We start from the raw sequence: 19,122 nt of genomic DNA on the forward strand, positions 1-19,122 counted from the left end.
AGCTTATATCGTTAAGTCATTTTCAGTTTGCATTTCGATTCCCTTTTTAAAAATATGAGCAATAACAAAAAGTATCACACTCATAAACAGCCACACATCTGCTCCGTCAAGCCTTAAATACTGTGTGTCAGGGATATTAAGTCCTTTTATCGCTAATTCTCTGCAAAACTTCGCTCCCCAAAAAGAAAATAAGCCAATACCCAAAGCCAAAAAAGCAATATTCAAAATAAAACGCCTTACCACTTCATTGAATGGCTGTGTTAAATTAAATTTTTTGTCGTGAAAAAATTTCACAATACAATAAAACAATAAAGCTTCCATGACTGTCACAATAATCATTAATGAAATCAAAATAACAAAATAAGTTTGATTGAAATAATACAATTCAGACAAATCAATCTCATTCCAAAATTTACTGGCACCAACTGGATTCAGTAATAAAGTAAAAAAAGCATTAGTTATAAAACCCCCTGCTTGAACACAAAGGCCCACGAATATCACCCATGAAACGACATTCAATGCCTTAAGAACGAAATCTGTTTTTCTAGACATAACATTTATTTTTTAAAATTACGCCTCAAATATAAATATTTTTTATTGATAAACAATAAATATATATCATTTTTCAAAAATTATTTGTCTTTAAACAAAACTAAGCATTCGTAGCCAATCCAGCTCTCCATTGCAACTCCTCCCTCAAAAAGAAGTTGTTCCAATGCACTTGCAGGAGCTTCCGTTGGTCGCTCAGCAAGCCCAGGAACAACAACCTTTTTTCGTTGCGGGGTTTCCATTTCACACGAGCGAAGCGAACTGGCGAAGCAATCTGGGCTAAAAAAAAATCAGCATCAGAAAAATTTCCGATACTGATTTACAATTATTTGATTTCAATCTTTTATAAGTCATCAAATTCACTGATCACTAAAAAACTGAACGCTACTTATTGGTTGTACCCAAAACGCTTCAACATATTCGCGTTGCTTCTCCAGTTTTTATTCACTTTTACAACCAACTCAATATGAATTTGTTTACCAAAGAATTTCTCCAAATCGGCACGCGCTTCCATTCCCACTTTTTTCAAAGCAGCTCCTTTATGTCCAATGATGATTCCTTTTTGGGTATCGCGTTCTACCATAATCAAAGAACGAATGCGGATGATATTCTCATCTTCAAAAAACTCTTCAGTTACAATTTCTACTGCATATGGAATTTCCTTGCTGTACTTCAATAATATTTTCTCACGAATCGTTTCGTTTACAAAGAAACGCTCCGGTTTGTCCGTCAATTGATCTTTTGGATAATAGGCTGGCGATTCTGGCAATAACGAAATGATTCTTTGAAAAACTTCAGGAACATTAAAATTCTGCAAAGCGGATATCGGGTAAATTTCGGCGTTAGGAACTTTGGCTGTCCAAAAAGCCACTTGTTCTTCTAATTGCGTTTGATTCGAATTATCAATTTTGTTTAATAACAACAAAACCGGAATTTTGGAATGAATAATTTTATTAAAAAAAGCTTCGTCTTTCAATTCCTGCTCACCAATCTCAACCATATAGATCAAAATATCAGCATCTTCAAAGGCAGACTTCACGAAGTTCATCATCGATTCCTGCATTTCGTAGGCCGGTTTGATGATTCCGGGTGTATCCGACAAGATCATTTGAAAATCTTCTCCGTTTACAATTCCCAGAATTCTATGACGTGTTGTTTGTGCTTTTGACGTAATAATAGATAACCTTTCTCCAACAAAGGCATTCATTAACGTTGATTTCCCAACGTTTGGATTCCCTATGATGTTTACAAAACCTGCTTTATGTGACATTTCTACTTTAATTTATAGTGCAAAGGTAGTCATATCAAGTCAATACAGGAAATAAAACATTTTTTAAAGTTTTCATTGGATTTATCAAAATTCAGCGTATCTTTGCACCCGAAACAACGCGGGATAGAGCAGTAGGCAGCTCGTCGGGCTCATAACCCGAAGGTCACAGGTTCGAGTCCTGTTCCCGCTACTAAGGTAGCCTTATTGAGATTACAAAACGCACATCGCGGGATAGAGCAGTAGGCAGCTCGTCGGGCTCATAACCCGAAGGTCACAGGTTCGAGTCCTGTTCCCGCTACTAGAAAAGCTTCAGAGAAATCTGAAGCTTTTTTCGTTATAACCATCTTTGTCAAAGTGTCGTTATGCTCAAGAGTGGGGTGCTCGCGCCAGCAGAGTAAAATAATCAACAGTATAAAAGAACATTAAAATGTTAGAAATTCTTTACCAAGACGAATATATTATAGCAATTAATAAACCAAGTGGATTGATAGTTCACAAATCATTTTATGCGCGCGATGCAAAAGTTTATGCTATTCAAGAACTGAGAAATCAAATAGGAGGACAACACGTTTATCCTATTCATCGGTTAGACCGAAAAACATCCGGCATCTTGTTATTTGCTTTAGACAAACAGGTTTTAAAAATTATGAATGATCGTTTTGCCACACGCGAAGTCGAAAAAAAATATTTAGCAATTTTACGCGGTTGGTCACCCGAAGAACTAACGATTGATTATGATTTAACCAATGATGATGACATTACACAAAATGCAATAACATACTTTCATCGTTTGCAAAATGCCGAAGTTGAGTTAGAATTTAACAATCAACCAACGTCACGATATTGTTTGGTAGAAGCGATTCCTGAAACTGGACGTATGCATCAATTGCGAAAACATTTCAAACATATTTTTCATCCCATTTTAGGAAGTCGTCCACATGGTTGTAACAAGCAAAATAAATTATGGTTGGAGAATTATGACCTGAAAGGAATGATGCTTCATGCACATCAGTTAATTTTTAATCATCCAATAAAAAATGAACAACTAATCTTGAATGCAAAGATTAATGAAGAATTTAGCAGAGTAGGTACTATTCTTAATCTAGATTTGAGAAAGTATAAATAGAATAATGATTTTGAAATTGTCGTTGTATTTTGAAATTTAATATACGTATGCTAAAATGCTATAATAATCACCAATAAACTCATTAAATTTTCCAAGATTTCTCGCTACTGAGAAAGCTTTGGAAAAATCTAAAGCTATTTTTATACACTAAAACCAAGTTTATGCTACAATAAAATTCAAAAGCTATCCAATTTCAGCGCAAAAAAAAGACCGTTCAATCTGAACAGTCTTTTATACTTTAAAAAAAACTAATATTTACTCAATTTTGCTTCGTAAATACATTCTTCTACTTTCTCTACCATATTAATACTACCACCATAAAAAGGCACTCTTTCATGTAGACTTGTAGGTTCAATCTCCATTATTCTGAAAACGCCGTCGGATGCTTTACCTCCGGCTTGCTCTATTATAAATGCCATTGGGTTGCATTCGTACAACAGTCTCAATTTTCCATTTGTAGCCTTGGTACTTGTAGGATACAGGTAAATCCCGCCTTTTAGCATGTTCCTATGGATATCTGAAACAAGACTTCCGATATATAGTGAAGTATAAGGTCGATTTCCTTCTTGTTGCTGGCAATATTTTATGTAGTCCTTAACTCCTTGAGGAAAATGAACATAATTCCCTTCGTTTACAGAATATATTGTTCCATCTGCTGGAAATTTAATTTTGGGATGAGACAGATAAAATGTTCCAATTGCTGGATTTAAAGTAAATCTGTTGACACCATGACCCGTGGTATAAACTAGCATTGTAGACGTTCCATAAATTACATAACCCGCAGCGACTTGGTTTATGCCAGGTTGCAGAAAATCTTCTAATGTAACGGGAGTTCCTAATGCCGATATTCGTCTATACACAGAAAAAATGTTTCCTACTGAAACATTTACATCGATATTAGAAGAACCATCTAATGGATCCATTAATAGCACATATTTATTGTTGTTGCCATTATCACTGTCTTTAACGGTGATAAAATCATCATTTTCTTCCGAAGCAATACCACATACAATTTCGCGATTGATCAATGTTTCAATAAAAACTTCATTAGCATAAAGATCCGGTTTTTGCTAATCCTCCCCTTGAATATTTTTCTCCCCAACTCCTCCAATAATATCTACTAAACCTGCTTTATTTACTTTATAGCTCACTACTTTGGCGGCTAATTTAATGGAGTTAAAAATACGAGATAGCTCACCAGAGGAATATTTAAATTCTTTTTGATTTTCAATAATAAATTCGCCTAATGTTTTGTGATTTTCTTCCATCTTCTGTTTCAATTAGAATGTAAATCATTGCCATTAAAAATCATTTAAATCTACGAGTCTCCAATAAGAAAACAAACCTATGCTCCAACATTAAAATTAGTGGTTTTAGACTTAAAATTTTTTAATTTTTTAATTTTGTCGTTCAACTTCAAAATCCGATCCAATTGTTTTTGTTGAATCGTGCATTTGGTATAATATTTATACAATTCCTTACCAATAAAGAATGCTGTCACTGAAACTCCGGTGAGTAACCCAATAAAATAATTAGTAATATCCATAATTTCTATTTTTAAAAAAATTTAAAAAGCATTTTCATCCCCTTTCAAGGTTACAATAACTGTTGCAAAACAAATTTTAATATCAGTTATTAGGCTCCAACGCTGTAGGTACATTATGTCTGCTGTAACTCGGCGTTTCATATCAGATACTTTTTTTGTTTCCCCTCTAAGTCCAGAAACTTGGGCAAGGCCCGTAATTCCAGGTTTGACAAAATGGCGTACCATAAAATTATTAATATGATCATTGTAATCTGAAGTGTGTTTAATCATATGAGGGCGTGGCCCAACAACACTCATTTTCCCCATCAAAACATTAAAGAATTGCGGCATTTCATCCAAACTGGTACGACGAATAAATTTACCAATTGGAGTGATTCTGTCATCATCTTTTCTTGCTTGTTGGCATTCATCTCCAGCATTGATATACATGCTCCGAAATTTATAACACCAAAAGGGTTCATTTTTTTTCCCAGTTCTCATTTGCTTGAATAAAACGGGACCCTTACTTTGCCTTTTAATAAAAAATGCTAATAAAGGATACAGCCATGATAAAATAAAAACAATAACCAGAATACTAAAAACAACATCAAATATTCTTTTAACTAAACGATTATAGGCATTTTGGAGTGGCTCATAGCGCGGTTTTATAACGTGGAAGTTATCAAAATTACCTGCACTAAAATGGTTTTTCGAAATTAACGAAAAGTCAGGAACAAACTTCAAGCGCATACAATGCCTATCCCCAAGTTCAAAAAAATAATTCAAATCAGAAATAAAATCGGGTTGCGTTACAATATATAACTCATTTACATTTTTTTCAGATGCATTATGAATGGCATTTGAAAGTGCAGAACTAAAATCCTCTATAGTAATATAATCCGAGGAAGAATTTTCATTGAGAATACCCAGAAAATGGATAAAATGAGAATTGGCTTCTAAGTGAGAAGCTAATTCGATACTCGTTTTATTAAACCCCCATATGGCAACTGTATATCGTTTGTTTACCCATTTTTTGATTTTTACAATTACTAGAGTAAATAAAATTCTAGATAACAAGAAATAGAACAATAAAAAACTCAATTGAAATAAATAGGCTTTACCTTTTAAAACGTATAATCTATCGTCATGAAAAAAATAAATATAACTATGCCAAAGAATTCGTTGCGTTAAAAAAGCACGCCAGCTATTGGCAAAAAATTCTCCCAAGTTAAATAATACATCAATCTGATACAATCTAAAATAGGTGATTGAAAATAACCAACTCAATATCGTAATGGGCATTATATTATTGATAAACAAAGCATTCCAGCCAACATGCTCTTCGGTCGCAAACCTCAAAAATAACATAGTTCCAAATATCATAGCGGCCATGTCTGCAATAGCACAGCAAATTATGAAAGTGAATTTATGTCTATTCCGCATTTCTTACTCTTTTAAAATTCACTAATATGCTTAACAGATTATATCCTAAACCTCCTAATAAACCTCCAACTATTGCAAAATAAATATCCATTACATCCGGATTTCTACTTTTAATTAGAAATTGCCCTCCTTCTGCAATAAAAGCTATAACTGCTGAAATTCCTAAATTTTGCATGAAACTTAAATTTCTGTTTGGATTTGTATCATATGATTTTTTTCGATTTGTATAAGCTTCTAATAAGAAACCCAAAGCCACAAACGGAATAGCTGTTCGCAAATTATAATATTCATTACTCCAGTTCAAAAGCCATTGAGGCAAATAGGTTTCGCTTTCCAAACTAGGATCTGACAACCAAGAAAAATAAAAAACACCTACAACAACAAAAATCAATGAAACTAGAATTATTTTTTTGGTCATTTTGCAAAATTTAATTATTGTATACGTGTTTATTATTACTTTATGTTTTAGAAAAAAAACTATTAGCTTGCATTTCTCTTAAACCACGATTTGTTTTCTTTTTTATCTTGATACTTATCATAATAGTTTGAACCATAATTATATCCATGAGTGTTTTTTATTTTTACTCCGTTTATGACAATACCAACATTTTTCAATTGCTCTTTTTTAATAAAATTATTTATCTGAACCAATGTATTCTTGTCAGAATAATCAGATCTGGCAATAAATACCGTTACATCGGCCAAAAAACTATAATTGAGTGTGTCTGCAACCAATTGAAGAGGTGCTGAATCTATAATTATAAAATCATAAAGACCTTTGGCTTCTTCAATTAACTCTTCAAAATTGTTGTTGGTTAATAATTGGGCTGGATTGGGTGGGATTTCTCCTGAGAAGAGGGTGTCTAGATTTTCAGAAAAACTTGTGTTCTTTAGCAAAAATTCTTTCCAGTCATCACTTTTATTGGAGAGAAAATTGGAAAGACCAACCTCGCTTCTTGCAATATCAAAATATTCATGCAATTGAGGATTCCTTAAATCAGCGCCGATAAGTAATACTTTTTTATTAAGATTACTAATAGTTACAGCACTGTGAAATGCACAAAAAGATTTTCCTTCTCCATGAATAGAAGAACAAAACAATAATACATTCCCTTTTTTCTCCTTTTTTTTAGGCAGCAAAAAGGATAAATTAGAAAATAATATGCGGGTTGCCTCGGCTATTACAGAATTGGAACTTGCTGTATTATCTAACTTTTTGTTTTCATCTACTTTTGGAATAACCCCTAAAAATGGAATATGTGAAAAACCTTTGTGAATATCATCTTCGGTATGTATTTTAGTATCTAAAAGCAAATTGAGATAGATTGCTCCAAAAGGGAGAAGCAAGCCAAACATAAATGCACCTATCATAAAGGATTTGGGTTGCGGAAAAATGGCCGAATAATTGGTTTGAGAAGGATTTATGATTTTTATATTTGAATCTAAAACGGCACCATTCAAAATAGCTTCTTCTCTTTTTTGTAATAAGGCCAAATAAGTGACTTCTTTTAGATTAAGATTGTTGTCAATATTACCCAACACTCTATCTTTAGTAGGAATGGTGCTGGCTTCTGAATTCGCGACACTTTGTTCGGATTTGTTTGCAGCATTATTTTGGTTAAGAAAGGTCAAATAGCCATCCAAAGTATTCAAAATAGCTTGTTTTTGCATATTTAATTGCAATTGCAAATTAATATATGTTGGATTATTTTTCTGCGCTCGTTGCAAAATAATTTGACTTTCGAGTATGGTAGCATTATAATTTAAAATTAATTGATTGACCGTTGGCGCATCTAAATTGTAGCCTGTACCCAATGCCGAATTACTATTTGTCCCTTTTATGTCATTGATAGCAAATTTTGTTAGAGCAATTTGTCTCTCATTGATCATTGAACTCTCTTTTTTTAGATTCTTAACATTAGTTTTATCAACGATATATTTATCTAAAACCAGTATGTCATTGCTTTGCAAATATTTCTCTTTTACACTTTCTATAGAGTCTTTCTCTTTTAAAAAAACCTTAATTCGTTGATTTAAATAAGAAACTGTATTGTCAAATAGCTTCTTTTTATTGGCAACAATAGTTTTGTCCAACAATACAATAAGTTCGTCTAAAATTTTTCTGGAAAGTTCTGGATTTATTCCTTCATGAGTCAAAAGTAAATTTGATTTTTCCTCTTCAAATAAATCAACATCGAATGAAGCTTTTAATTTTTTTGTTGCTGATTCAGTAGATTCAAGATTGACTACATACTCTTTATTTAAATAAGAAGAAAGCTGCTTATTACCCTTTGGTGTCAATCGAACATTAAAAGGTAATTGTTTCAAAGTATGATTATTGCTGTGCCCGCGAATTAAATATCTTTTTTCTACACGGGGACTACTTACAAGAAATCCTTCTTTTACTACTTGAATATCATATTTCACATCGTGCAAAGAATCATTTGGAACAGTAGGATTGACAATAAAAGGAGCATCGTTTATAATCTTGTCTTGTAAATAACCTTTTTCAAAATAATTAATATTCAAATGCAAACTGTCCACTACTTTGGATAAAACTTCATTAGAAGTAACAAGCATGATTTCGTCTTTCAAATCAAACTCTTTATTTTCGCCCTCTTCCTTACTAAAAGTGTTTATTTTGGAGTTGTCATTATGCCTTTTATCAATATTGATTACAGCCGATGTTTTATAAGTAGGAGAGACTGTTTTGATAAAAGCATAGGCAGCGCCCACAGATAAAATCAGACTAAGCAAAATCCAAGGCCAATACTGGAAATACTTAAAAAATTCTTTTTTAAAATCCATGTTATTTATTTTAATTAGTAATTAGTAAAATGACTGCTAAAGCAGATAATAGCAATCCCATTACTTGTATTGGATCTTTAATTAATCCCCCACTATTTGCTTTTAACTTGTTAGGGTTAACAATAATAATATCATTTTGTCGTATTTGATAAACCGGATTAGACATCCATGCTGCCGTTGTTAAATCAATATGATATACTTGACGTTTTCCATCCAACTCCCTAATAAGCGTTACATCTTTTCTAATCGCAGAATAAGTAAGATCGCCTGCCTTTCCTATTGCATCAAGTAAACTAACTGACTCTTCACTAAAAGGATATACACCTGGAGAATTAACCTCTCCTAAAATGGTAAATTTATTATTAAGTACTCTAACCTGTACTGTAGGATTTACCAAATATCCTTCATTTATTAGGCGTTCTTTTATTTTAATCTCCAGTTCAGAAGGGGTTAAATCTCCAACATTCACTTCATTCAAAATAGGCATTGTGATATTCCCTTTAGGAGAAACCAAATAGCCCGTTAATTCCATCATTGATACTGATTCATTGGAAGAAGTTGAAATAATATTAAAAGGTGCTGCTACTACAGGATTGAGATCGCTTATATCAATTTTTAAAATATCGTTAGGTTGTATTTTTGTGGTAACATACGGTACATTAGAATTTGTGTAAACATTGATATCTTGTACATACAACACATCCTTTCTGGTCATGCAAGACTGTAGAGTCAAAAAAATAAATAAAAGTATACTTAATAGGATTTTTTTCATGTATTTATAGTTTAGACATGTAATTACAATTAATTTTTAATTTATCGACAAAAAGAATAGCATTATGTATTAATCATTTTAAAAAAAATTAATCAATACATCCATATTCATTTTTTATTAATGCACTAAATATTGTCTTAGAGCACTAGATTTTTTAAGAAAGACAACTAAAATTGGGCCTAAACCGTGAAATTTATAAATTTTATAATCCTCATATAAAACTTCCAAAGCACGTTTAAGATTGGTACTCATACCACCCATTCTCATTTTAACAATATATGCATTGATATAGCTTACCTTAATCTTATATTTGTATAAATAGCGCAGCAAAAATTCAGTGTCTGAGGCTATTTTAAAATTAATATTATATAATCCATATTTTTCAAATATTTTTTTCTTCAAATAGACGGTAGGATGCAAAGGCAGCCAACCCGCTTTAATTTTTTGTTGACTAAAAGCTCCTCCAATTCTATTGCGAATCAATCGCTCTTTATTGTCATTCGACACATAAACGCCATCTCCATAGACACCTTCTATACTTGGGTCATAATTAAAACGATTGACAATTCTACTAATCGCCTTTTCGTCATAAAATTCATCATCCGAATGCATCAAACCAATGACATCACCAGTTGCCAATTGAAGTCCTTTATTTATAGCATCATACATTCCATTATCTGGTTCTGAAATATATTTACTTATCCGATCTCTATAAGACTCAATAATTTCTTTTGTCCCATCAGTAGAATTCCCATCAATAATGATATATTCTATATTATCATAATTTTGTTCCAATACACTTTTGATGGCTTTTTCAATAGTGTTTTTTCGATTGTAACATACCGTTATTATAGTAATTTTCATAATAATTATTTTTATTGGGTAAAATGTTTTTCCAATCTGAGGTTAAAACTAATGCAAAGGAATTCTAATAAAAAATGTTTTCGATGAAGCACTGCAATACTCGTTAAAAACGCAAAAAACAGGTTTATTTCTTTAAAATAGTTAACAAAATATTCATTTTAAAATGCTGTAATAATGTACTTTAAATGAAATTTTCTTTAACAAGTTTTGGATTGTTCATCAATGAAAATTGATGTCGGGACAGTAAAAATTCTTTATAATTTGTTGGGGGAACAAACTTCTAATAAAGATTTAAAATATAAAAAATGTAGGTTGTAATTTTTTAGTAACAAACCAGAACAATGTTAAAAAATTATTTGTTTTGGTTTAGGAAAATGAAATATTCAAATTAGAGAATTTATAAAACTGCATGCATAACAAACAGCATATAAATTGTCCGTTTTTGTAAAAAAATAAAGTCTATAAATTTAACAATAGGTTGTCAAAATAGCTGATAGTAGTAATCAAACCTTCGCGCAACTGTATCTTAGGTTCCCATCCCGCTAGTTTTTCTTTAGCCAGGGAAATGTCAGGTTGCCGCTGTTTTGGATCATCCCGAGGCAAATCCATATAAATAATTTTAGATTTGGATCCTATCAATTCAATAATTTGCTGAGCCAATTCGAGCATTGTGAATTCATTTGGATTTCCTAAATTTACAGGTCCTAGAAATTCAGGATCCGATCCCATCATCCTGATCATACCTTCTACCAAATCATCAACATATTGAAACGAACGAGTTTGCGAACCATCTCCAAAAATTGTAATGTCTTTTCCCTGCAAAGCCTGCACAATAAAATTAGAAACTACTCTCCCATCTGATAGATTCATATTGGGTCCATAGGTATTAAAAATCCGAATGATTTTAATGGCCACCTTATTTTGATTGTGATAATCCATAAATAAAGTCTCTGCACAGCGCTTTCCTTCATCATAACAAGAACGGATACCTATTGGGTTTACATGCCCCCAATAGCTTTCGGTTTGAGGATGTACAAGAGGATCACCATACACTTCGCTAGTACTGGCTTGCAACACTTTAGCATTGATACGTTTGGCTAATCCCAATACATTAATTGCTCCCATTACAGATGTTTTTATTGTTTTTATGGGATTGTATTGGTAATGCACAGGAGACGCGGGACAAGCCAAATTGTAAATCTCATCAACCTCAGCATAATATGACTCTGTAATGTCGTGCCTTACCATTTCGAAATAAGGATTATCCAGTAAATCAATAATATTTGATTTGGAACCAGTAAAATAATTGTCCAGACAAATTACTTCATTACCTTCCTTCAATAATCTTTTACACAAATGTGAACCTACAAATCCAGCTCCACCAGTTATCAATACTTTTTTCATTTTAATTCTGTTTGTTTTTTTAATAAATCAACTTTAGTCTGAATTTGAAAAAAATAATGTGACTTAAAACGCGCCAAATAAAACCCCTCTTTTCCATCTAAAAACCCCAATTTTAAAAAGTAGGCACCTAAAAAATAAACCACGGGAAGTAATCCTGTATTGAGAAGACCATACTTAATTTTTTGATTTAATGATAAATGCGAATTTTTTGATTCCTTAAGTTGCAAATACCTTTCCGCTTCCCAAGTTGAGTAAGCATTGTGCTTGGAAATATAATGCTCTAAGTTTTTAAAATCTTTATGAATAACCTTCGCCTTAATAACTCCAACCTTACCTTCTATGATAGGATGTTCATGTACTTCCATATCCAAATGACTCCACAAATCTTCATCTACTTTTTCATATGCTCCTTTGGATTTCTTAAAAAGCGCCGACTTTTGAAATCCGTAACCGTATTTCAGTTTTCTTCCCATAAAATAGTTTTCAAACTGTATTGTGTAGCCATTGTAATTTGGCTCTTGCGTTTTGATTGCTATTTCGTTAACAAATGCCTCGGTTACGAACTCATCGGCGTCTAAAAATAAAACCCATTCGTTCTCGATATTAGCATTTTGTAGCGCCCAATTGCGTTTTTTAGGAAATTTACCATTCCATTCAAATTGCAACACCTCAGCTCCCATATTGGCAGCAATGCTTCTAGTTTCATCAGTGCTACCTGAGTCCACCACAATGATTTGAGCAAAACGCGTTAATTTTTCCAAACAAGATGGCAAATTTAAAGCTTCATTTTTTACAGAAACAATTACTGAAATTGGAATTTTATTCAAAACTTCTAGATTTTATAAATTTGGCAGGATTCCCTCCTACGATGGTATTTTTCTCGACATTTTTAGTAACTAAACTTCCTGCGCCAACAATAGCATTTTCGCCTATTGTTATTCCCGGCATTACAATCGCTCTTACTCCAATAAATACGTTTTTATGTATTGTTATTTTACTGGTTATCAAATTCAGAGTAGGTTTATCAAAAGCATGAGTTCCTGTACATAAGTAAACCTCTTGTCCTACGGTGGCGTGTTCAAATATTTCAATAACTCCCAGTGTATACGCATTGGCTCGATCGCCAAGGCATGCATGATCATGTAAAATTAGATTCCAAGGAATTTGAATTCTAGCTCTTTGATGTACAAATGGTTTTCCATAGATTTTACACCCAAATAATTTGAGCCAAAATAATCTCCATGAATTAGCGGGTTTTGGAGTCCAAATACAAAACAACAACCAAGTATATTCCCAAATTATCATTTTAACGCGCTGATATACAGACCACGGCGAATGGTATGGAGAATCTTGCAAATACTGTTGGTTCATTCTCATTAATAATTGATTTTCATAGACTCAAATTCATTTAAGAACTCGGTGGCTAATTTTTCAGTAGAATGTGTGTCATTTACCTTTATGCCTTCTCTTGCTAAGTCATTCCTCAGTTTTGGATTATTTATTAAATCTTTAAGATACTGCTTTAAAATTTCAGCCTTTTCTTCTAAACGATGATCGAAACACAAACCATTTTTATTGTGGATTAAAAAATCCTTAAAACAATCTAAATTAGAAACTATTGTAGCACATCCCCAACTCATGGCTTCTAACGGTGAAACCCCAAAAGTCTCACCTTTTTCCGCTACAGAAGGATAGACAAATACAGATGCTTTTGCATATACTTCACTCAATTTATCAATATCAAAAATGGGGTCTACAAATTCCACATTGCTGTTTTGGGCTAATTGTTTTAACTCCTGTAAATAGGCATCTCCTCCTCCTCCCGTTTCTATAGAATAAGGCCCTACAATAAGTAATTGCCAATCTATTGCATCAAGAGAAACAAATGATTTTATTAAAATATCTAAGCCTTTTTCAGGATGAATTCTGCCAGTATATAATATTATTTTTTCTTTTTTTGAAAAGTCAACGGCAGTAGTGTTCTTAAACGGTAACGTATTAGGTATCATAATTACTTTGTCAAAATATTCTGCCTTGATTTCATCTTTTATTGCTTTTGCTACAGGACTAGAATTAGCTCTTAATCGAGCATTTTTTGTGTAAAACCTCATTTGCCCTTTAGGCATTCGTGCCACATCAATCATGCATTTTTTTTTTTGGTTGGATGACAGCAGGATAGGCAACCAAAAAGTATTTGAAATAATAATATCTGTATTATTGGCTATTTTCCGAACCGCTCTTAAAGTATAAAATAAATCTAAAATCTTGAGAACGAAACCAGAAGATGGCGTATTGTAACCTTTTACTCTTATGTGATTAATTCCGCCTTTACTTTCAACATTTAAAAACCCATTATATGATTTTGATATGTAGGTCACTTCATGGCCCCGATTAACAAACTCTTTTGCCAAAAGATACCACATTTTTTCAACAGCTCCTCCCAATAGTGGAGGAATAGGAAAAAAAGCACCCTGAACTATTGTTATTTTCATTGTTTTAAATAGTATTATACAATTCAACCATTTTTTTTCCTATTACCGTTATATCATATTTATCTTCAATTAATTTTCGGCCATTTTTGCCCATGGTTTCTAATAGTTTGGTTGGCACATTGAAAGCTTTGACTAAGGCATTTTCTAGATTTATAACCGATAACTCAATCCACCATCCACATTGGTATTCTTCTAAATCTTGCCAAGGTGTTCCTTGAGTTGTTAATACTGGAACCCCTACAGCCAGAGCTTCGGCAACTACAATCCCAAAATTCTCACTATGGGTGGGAAGTACCATCACATCTGCTGATCGCAAAAATTCCCACTTATCCCGGCCATATTTTGCTCCTACAAAATGCACATTATTTAAATTTTGAGCACTTTGCTTTAAAGTTTCCATGTAATTTTCATCACCAATACCCGCTATTTCGAGTGTCCATCCTGTGGTATGACAATTTCGCCACGCCTCCAACAAAATTTCAATTCCTTTCTTGGGATGAATCCGTGATAAAAAAACCATTTTTCGGGTTCCATAATTTATTTTACCTCCATTTAATTCACTCAAATCAACTCCATTCGGTATAATAGTTATTGGATTATTAAAACCTAAAGCTTGAATATTTTCAGCTTCCATTTGAGCAGTAGCATGAAGACATACGGATCGTTCTATAGCTTTTTTTTGGTATAAAAACAGTGCTATTTTTTTTTTAAATGAATTGTGTGCCAAAATCCAAGGTTCAAGCATACCATGAGGAGAAACAATCACTTTAATTCCCAGTTTTTGAGCCGCTTTTTGAAAACCCCAATTTTGAGGGCTCCAGATTCCATTAATATGCACAATATCTGGCTTTTCATTTTCAAGGAAAGTATAAAATTCTTTACTGGAAGAAAACCAACGTAATACACTGCTGTTGAAAAACTTTATTGAAACCCCATCAATAGTTATAGGGTCTTTAGAAATTCCTGTAGCGATGCTAAGTGAGGTCTCATCTTTTAATGCTTTACTCAACAAACGCATATATTCGGTAGTTCCACCACCACTTTTATCAATGCTGGCTATATAATGAATTACTCTCATTTATTTTGTAAAATTTCTTGATATATTATTTCAACTGAATTGACAAAATCTTGTGATGAAAATTTTTTTGAACGTAAAATAGACTTTGCAACAGCATCACTGCGTTCTTCAGCCGTCAATTGCATAATTTTTTCTAATTCCTTGGCTGCAGTCATTTTCCAATTTTCTACCTTTTCCGGATCATGAGGTTTTTTAGGTATATAAAAACCTGCCTCTCCTGCCACTTCCTTCATTGGATCTTCATCAGTTGTGATAACCAAACTGCCCGAAGCCATTGCCTCGACTATTGGCCAGCCAAAACCTTCATATAATGATGGAAAAACCATAACTGAAGCGCCTTGATAAAACTGTTGTAATTGCAAATCGTCAACATTTGATAAAAAATAAATTGATTTTGAAGCTCTTGAATTTTCTTTAAAAGCAATCATTTCTTCAGTAGGGTATTCTCCAATCAAAATCAATGGAACTTTTGCTTTAAAAGATTTTGCCCATTCATCATATATTTCCAAAACACCTAATTTGTTTTTATAAAAAGCATTACCACCAATATGTAGAATATATCCTTCTAATAAATCTATATTATATCTTTTGGATAATATTTCTCTTATTACAATACTCTTTTCTGCAGGCTCAAATTTTTGATTCAAGCCATTATAAACCACCCGAGATTTTTTAGGTTTTTGGGACAACAAAAGATGCAAATCGGTTTGAGTTTTCTTAGAAATAGATATAAAATTTTCAGCTTTACAATACCCCCGATGAATGAATTTTTGATACTGTTTTCCAGTTATTCCTGTTTTATTTTCGGGCAATAAACCAAAAGCTGACTGTTGCGCCAAAAAATCATGGCAATGTACAACATGATGTCTTTTGCATACTAAAGGTACCCATGGACCTAAGGCATTGTCTGAAAAAACAAACAATGTTTCTTTACTGCAATTCAATAATCTCAATTTTACTTCAATCGGAAAAACTAAAAACTGATCCAAATAACCCAACCACTTTTCCAGAATTGGTTTTTTAAATGCTAGTTTATAAAAAAAAGCCCTGGGATGCCATTTTATAACCTCATGCCCTTTTTGTTTCATGCCCTCCTTAATCATTTGAGCAAATCGAGGCATACTCTGATGAGCTAAAAAGGCTGGATGAGTAAAAAGTACAATTTTCATCTATTCGTTTTTCAGGTTTTTATTTATACTTGCTAATAAAAGTCCTATTACCATAACTGAATATCCCAACATACTGGGCTGTGCCCATTGCCCTTGAGTAAGTGAAAACAATGCTGTACCACAAAAAATCATGGGGAGAAGTTTATCTTCATTTGGCAACCTGATAGACTTCAAAAATAAACTCAAAGCCAATCCTAAACGTAATACTATAGTGCCGCCTCCTAAAAGAAGTCCTTGTTCACCACCAATTCGGCCTAATTCGTCTTCAGCAATTAAAAACCCATTGCTACCCGACAACATTTGCGCCCCTGCATTAGTACCCATTCCTAAATTACCAATAAATAAAGGTAATTTCAACAATTTTACTATAGGGCTTACAAAACCATCGACAGCTCTTGAAAAAAAAGATTCTTCAAAACCACCACTTTGCTCGCTAGCAGTATCAACCCTACTCATAAAAACTTCAGTTCCTAAATTAAAAATAGTTGTTGTTTTTTGCAAAAGAATAAACAGTGCAAACAATACAAAAATGGTCAAGACGATTCTCATTAATGTTTTAAAACTCGTAGCTGAACCAATAAAAGCAAAAAAGCCTACTAATAAAACTCCTCCAACGGCTGTTCTGCTCACTGTTAAAGGCAAACTAAATATTAAAGCTAAAGTACTGGCAATAAGCAAAGACTTAGAAACTGGCTCTTTAGATAACCAAAAATAAAATACAAATACTGAAACCATAATATAAAAAGATGACAGTCCTGTAATAAATGAAAAAGTACCAGGAGGCCTGAAATACCCCATTGCACCAGAAAAACCAGAACTACCTTCTCCTCCTAAACCAATATTTATAAAAGCAGATTGAGGGCTAACAAATTGTAAATAAACAATTAAACTCATCAATATATTAATAGCCAATAATAGATATCCCATTTTGAGAATATCATCTTTCGTAAAAACAGCTCCAATAATAAATATTAACGGAAAATGAAGCAACATAATCCTTGCTCCGTAAACCCCAACAAATAAATTGCCATGACCAAAAGTAAGTGTGACAATTAATGATAAAAGGGTGATAATAATAGCTGAGACTAAATATACGTTTGTAAATTTCACATTCAAATAAATAGCTCTAATTATTATATATATTGCAATTGGATCGCGTACAATTAGCAATGGAGTCGCTAAACTCGGCAAAACCCATTTACGCAACGCTCCTTCAAAAATCCAAAGTAAAAAATAAAGCCAAATGGCTATTTTTAGGGAACTATATGGATCTTTTTGAATTGAAGTTTCAGATTTGATATAATTTATATCCATTTATTTTATTGAATCTAAGTCGTATTTTTTTATCGTAGTACTTAATATTATTTCAAAATAGATTTTAACTGCTCGATAATAGTTTCACTATAATTATCCCAAGTATACTTTTGCGCATGTTTTGCTGCTTTTTCACCCATTACAATAACTTGATCTCTGTTTTCAATAAACCATTTTATTTTTTCAGCTATAGCACTTGGTGACCGAATGGGAACCAAGAAGCCCGTTTCTCCTTCAATCACTAAATCTTCTCCTCCCGTATTTGGTGTTATTATAATTGGCAATCCTTGACTCATCGCTTCTTGCATTACTAACGCTCTACCTTCAACAATAGAAGGAAGACAAAATACATCACAGGTTCTCATTAAATTTAGAACCTCTTCATTAGAACGACCATGCTCATAAGTAAAATTGGTTAGGTTCGAATTATAAAACTCCATTGGAGCCAATAAAGAGCCTAAAACAACTAGTTCAACAGGCATTTCTTTTAATTGATTGATCGCTTCAAATAAATCTCCTAATCCTTTTCGCTGCCCCATTGAACCAACAAAAAGTACACGTAGTGGCTGGTCCTTTTTTTTAGAATTTAATAGTGTTTCTACATCATTTTTTGGAGAACCAAACGGAGCTATTATTTTAATTTTATTCACAGACCATTCTGGCAAAGAATTAATTACAAATGAACCAGGTCCAATTACTACATCAGCTAATTCTAATTCTCTGCGTTTCCGGTCTAATTTAGCTTCACTATCTAGTATACCTCCTCCCAATGTTTTTGCCCAAGCAGGTAATCGTTGTGCTTCTTCTAGCATTAACTTCCTTCCTGTTTCCCAATAAGCAATTGGCAAATCATAAATACAAATTAATCCCAATTCTTTTGCCTTTATAAAAGTTTCCAACGCTCCATCTTCATAAGCGTAGACAGCAGTAACTCCATTTTTTTTTGCATTCTCCAATGTGTTGGCCACCTTACCATCAAGATTGTGATATATTTTATCAATGCTAAAAAGACCAACTTCATGAGTAGTAAAAAACTTAATTCCTAATTTTGAGAATAGCATTCTGAAAATTTCGTTCCAAGGCGAAGTATGTATGTGTTTCTTTAAAACGGATTTGAAAGTTCTTCGTTTTAATTCCTTAAAAAAAGAAAAATCACTGAACTTAGCTAAATAACTATCAGGAAATATGGCAATCGAAGTATAAAATCTAAATAAATTATTTTGTTCTACAAGTTTATTAACTACAGCACGTACGTTAGAATTCCCTGTAGGATGAGATAATATTATTTTCATACTATTAATAAATTAT

General features: G+C 32.7%; 18 protein-coding genes, 2 tRNA genes and 1 pseudogene. 3 read left to right on the plus strand and 18 right to left on the minus strand.

Going from position 1 to position 19,122, the window contains the following annotated elements; all coding sequences use genetic code 11:
- Window positions 1–3 precede the first annotated feature (3 nt).
- From OLM57_RS00805 to era, 3 genes are all read right to left on the minus strand, one after another.
- Window positions 4–552, minus strand: a complete 549-nt coding sequence (locus OLM57_RS00805; protein WP_264565344.1) for a DUF2975 domain-containing protein — start codon at window positions 550–552, stop codon at window positions 4–6.
- A gap of 80 nt (window positions 553–632) precedes the next feature.
- The gene (locus OLM57_RS00810) at window positions 633–791 is read right to left on the minus strand and encodes a hypothetical protein (RefSeq protein ID WP_264565345.1); all 159 of its coding nucleotides are present in this window, start codon (window positions 789–791) and stop codon (window positions 633–635) included.
- Window positions 792–937: 146 nt separating this feature from the next.
- Entirely contained in the window at window positions 938–1,819 is an 882-nt protein-coding gene (gene era, locus OLM57_RS00815; protein WP_264565346.1) for a GTPase Era, read from the minus strand.
- A gap of 117 nt (window positions 1,820–1,936) precedes the next feature.
- Between era and OLM57_RS00820 the strand changes: the two genes are divergently transcribed.
- From OLM57_RS00820 to OLM57_RS00830, 3 genes are all read left to right on the plus strand, one after another.
- Window positions 1,937–2,009: transfer RNA gene (locus tag OLM57_RS00820), tRNA-Met, on the plus strand.
- 35 nt (window positions 2,010–2,044) lie between these two features.
- Window positions 2,045–2,117, plus strand: a tRNA-Met gene (locus tag OLM57_RS00825).
- Between the two features lie 129 nt (window positions 2,118–2,246).
- On the plus strand, window positions 2,247–2,945 hold the full coding sequence (locus tag OLM57_RS00830; protein WP_264565347.1) for a pseudouridine synthase: 699 nt from the start codon (window positions 2,247–2,249) through the stop codon (window positions 2,943–2,945).
- 248 nt (window positions 2,946–3,193) lie between these two features.
- Here OLM57_RS00830 and fbp read toward each other — a convergent pair.
- The 15 genes and pseudogenes from fbp to OLM57_RS00905 all read right to left on the minus strand — a co-directional run bounded on the left by fbp (window position 3,194) and on the right by OLM57_RS00905 (window position 19,106).
- Window positions 3,194–4,213, minus strand: a pseudogene (gene fbp / locus OLM57_RS00835) (class 1 fructose-bisphosphatase).
- A gap of 77 nt (window positions 4,214–4,290) precedes the next feature.
- Window positions 4,291–4,491 carry a hypothetical protein gene (locus OLM57_RS00840; RefSeq protein ID WP_264565348.1) on the minus strand — a complete coding sequence of 67 codons (201 nt, stop codon included), beginning with the start codon at window positions 4,489–4,491 and terminating at the stop codon, window positions 4,291–4,293.
- Between the two features lie 21 nt (window positions 4,492–4,512).
- Window positions 4,513–5,913 (minus strand): exopolysaccharide biosynthesis polyprenyl glycosylphosphotransferase, encoded by a 1,401-nt coding sequence (locus tag OLM57_RS00845; RefSeq protein ID WP_264565349.1) that lies wholly within the window; start codon window positions 5,911–5,913, stop codon window positions 4,513–4,515.
- The gene (locus OLM57_RS00850; protein ID WP_264565350.1) at window positions 5,903–6,331 is read right to left on the minus strand and encodes a VanZ family protein; all 429 of its coding nucleotides are present in this window, start codon (window positions 6,329–6,331) and stop codon (window positions 5,903–5,905) included. Before OLM57_RS00850 ends, OLM57_RS00845 begins: the two co-directional genes overlap by 11 nt.
- Before the next feature lie 62 nt (window positions 6,332–6,393).
- Entirely contained in the window at window positions 6,394–8,721 is a 2,328-nt protein-coding gene (locus OLM57_RS00855) for a GumC family protein (RefSeq protein WP_264565351.1), read from the minus strand.
- 10 nt (window positions 8,722–8,731) lie between these two features.
- Entirely contained in the window at window positions 8,732–9,493 is a 762-nt protein-coding gene (locus OLM57_RS00860; RefSeq protein WP_264565352.1) for a polysaccharide biosynthesis/export family protein, read from the minus strand.
- Between the two features lie 117 nt (window positions 9,494–9,610).
- A complete protein-coding gene (locus tag OLM57_RS00865; RefSeq protein ID WP_264565353.1) occupies window positions 9,611–10,357 on the minus strand; it encodes a glycosyltransferase family 2 protein in 747 nt (248 codons plus the stop codon).
- A 459-nt stretch (window positions 10,358–10,816) separates the two neighbouring features.
- Window positions 10,817–11,761 carry a UDP-glucuronic acid decarboxylase family protein gene (locus OLM57_RS00870; protein ID WP_264565354.1) on the minus strand — a complete coding sequence of 315 codons (945 nt, stop codon included), beginning with the start codon at window positions 11,759–11,761 and terminating at the stop codon, window positions 10,817–10,819.
- Window positions 11,758–12,588 (minus strand): glycosyltransferase family 2 protein, encoded by an 831-nt coding sequence (locus tag OLM57_RS00875; protein ID WP_264565355.1) that lies wholly within the window; start codon window positions 12,586–12,588, stop codon window positions 11,758–11,760. Before OLM57_RS00875 ends, OLM57_RS00870 begins: the two co-directional genes overlap by 4 nt.
- Complete coding sequence (locus OLM57_RS00880; RefSeq protein ID WP_264565356.1) at window positions 12,581–13,138, minus strand: DapH/DapD/GlmU-related protein; 558 nt, start codon at window positions 13,136–13,138, stop codon at window positions 12,581–12,583. The genes OLM57_RS00875 and OLM57_RS00880 overlap by 8 nt, the downstream gene beginning before the upstream one ends.
- A complete protein-coding gene (locus OLM57_RS00885) occupies window positions 13,138–14,253 on the minus strand; it encodes a glycosyltransferase family 4 protein (protein ID WP_264565357.1) in 1,116 nt (371 codons plus the stop codon). Before OLM57_RS00885 ends, OLM57_RS00880 begins: the two co-directional genes overlap by 1 nt.
- 4 nt (window positions 14,254–14,257) lie before the next feature.
- Window positions 14,258–15,331, minus strand: a complete 1,074-nt coding sequence (locus OLM57_RS00890) for a glycosyltransferase (RefSeq protein WP_264565358.1) — start codon at window positions 15,329–15,331, stop codon at window positions 14,258–14,260.
- On the minus strand, window positions 15,328–16,500 hold the full coding sequence (locus tag OLM57_RS00895; RefSeq protein ID WP_264565359.1) for a glycosyltransferase: 1,173 nt from the start codon (window positions 16,498–16,500) through the stop codon (window positions 15,328–15,330). Before OLM57_RS00895 ends, OLM57_RS00890 begins: the two co-directional genes overlap by 4 nt.
- Window positions 16,501–17,814 carry a hypothetical protein gene (locus tag OLM57_RS00900; protein WP_264565360.1) on the minus strand — a complete coding sequence of 438 codons (1,314 nt, stop codon included), beginning with the start codon at window positions 17,812–17,814 and terminating at the stop codon, window positions 16,501–16,503.
- Window positions 17,815–17,861: 47 nt separating this feature from the next.
- Window positions 17,862–19,106 (minus strand): glycosyltransferase family 4 protein, encoded by a 1,245-nt coding sequence (locus OLM57_RS00905; RefSeq protein ID WP_264565361.1) that lies wholly within the window; start codon window positions 19,104–19,106, stop codon window positions 17,862–17,864.
- Window positions 19,107–19,122: the final 16 nt, after the last annotated feature.

It is taken from the genome of Flavobacterium sp. N3904, assembly GCF_025947305.1.
GTDB lineage: Bacteria > Bacteroidota > Bacteroidia > Flavobacteriales > Flavobacteriaceae > Flavobacterium.

Coding starts and splice junctions, on each gene's coding strand:
- OLM57_RS00805 (WP_264565344.1), bottom strand. CDS start 552: ATGTCTAGAAAAACAGATTTCGTTCTTAAGGCATTGAATGTCGTTTCA.
- OLM57_RS00810 (WP_264565345.1), bottom strand. CDS start 791: ATGGAAACCCCGCAACGAAAAAAGGTTGTTGTTCCTGGGCTTGCTGAG.
- era (WP_264565346.1), bottom strand. CDS start 1,819: ATGTCACATAAAGCAGGTTTTGTAAACATCATAGGGAATCCAAACGTT.
- OLM57_RS00830 (WP_264565347.1), top strand. CDS start 2,247: ATGTTAGAAATTCTTTACCAAGACGAATATATTATAGCAATTAATAAA.
- OLM57_RS00840 (WP_264565348.1), bottom strand. CDS start 4,491: ATGGATATTACTAATTATTTTATTGGGTTACTCACCGGAGTTTCAGTG.
- OLM57_RS00845 (WP_264565349.1), bottom strand. CDS start 5,913: ATGCGGAATAGACATAAATTCACTTTCATAATTTGCTGTGCTATTGCA.
- OLM57_RS00850 (WP_264565350.1), bottom strand. CDS start 6,331: ATGACCAAAAAAATAATTCTAGTTTCATTGATTTTTGTTGTTGTAGGT.
- OLM57_RS00855 (WP_264565351.1), bottom strand. CDS start 8,721: ATGGATTTTAAAAAAGAATTTTTTAAGTATTTCCAGTATTGGCCTTGG.
- OLM57_RS00860 (WP_264565352.1), bottom strand. CDS start 9,493: ATGAAAAAAATCCTATTAAGTATACTTTTATTTATTTTTTTGACTCTA.
- OLM57_RS00865 (WP_264565353.1), bottom strand. CDS start 10,357: ATGAAAATTACTATAATAACGGTATGTTACAATCGAAAAAACACTATT.
- OLM57_RS00870 (WP_264565354.1), bottom strand. CDS start 11,761: ATGAAAAAAGTATTGATAACTGGTGGAGCTGGATTTGTAGGTTCACAT.
- OLM57_RS00880 (WP_264565356.1), bottom strand. CDS start 13,138: ATGAGAATGAACCAACAGTATTTGCAAGATTCTCCATACCATTCGCCG.
- OLM57_RS00885 (WP_264565357.1), bottom strand. CDS start 14,253: ATGAAAATAACAATAGTTCAGGGTGCTTTTTTTCCTATTCCTCCACTA.
- OLM57_RS00890 (WP_264565358.1), bottom strand. CDS start 15,331: ATGAGAGTAATTCATTATATAGCCAGCATTGATAAAAGTGGTGGTGGA.
- OLM57_RS00895 (WP_264565359.1), bottom strand. CDS start 16,500: ATGAAAATTGTACTTTTTACTCATCCAGCCTTTTTAGCTCATCAGAGT.
- OLM57_RS00900 (WP_264565360.1), bottom strand. CDS start 17,814: ATGGATATAAATTATATCAAATCTGAAACTTCAATTCAAAAAGATCCA.
- OLM57_RS00905 (WP_264565361.1), bottom strand. CDS start 19,106: ATGAAAATAATATTATCTCATCCTACAGGGAATTCTAACGTACGTGCT.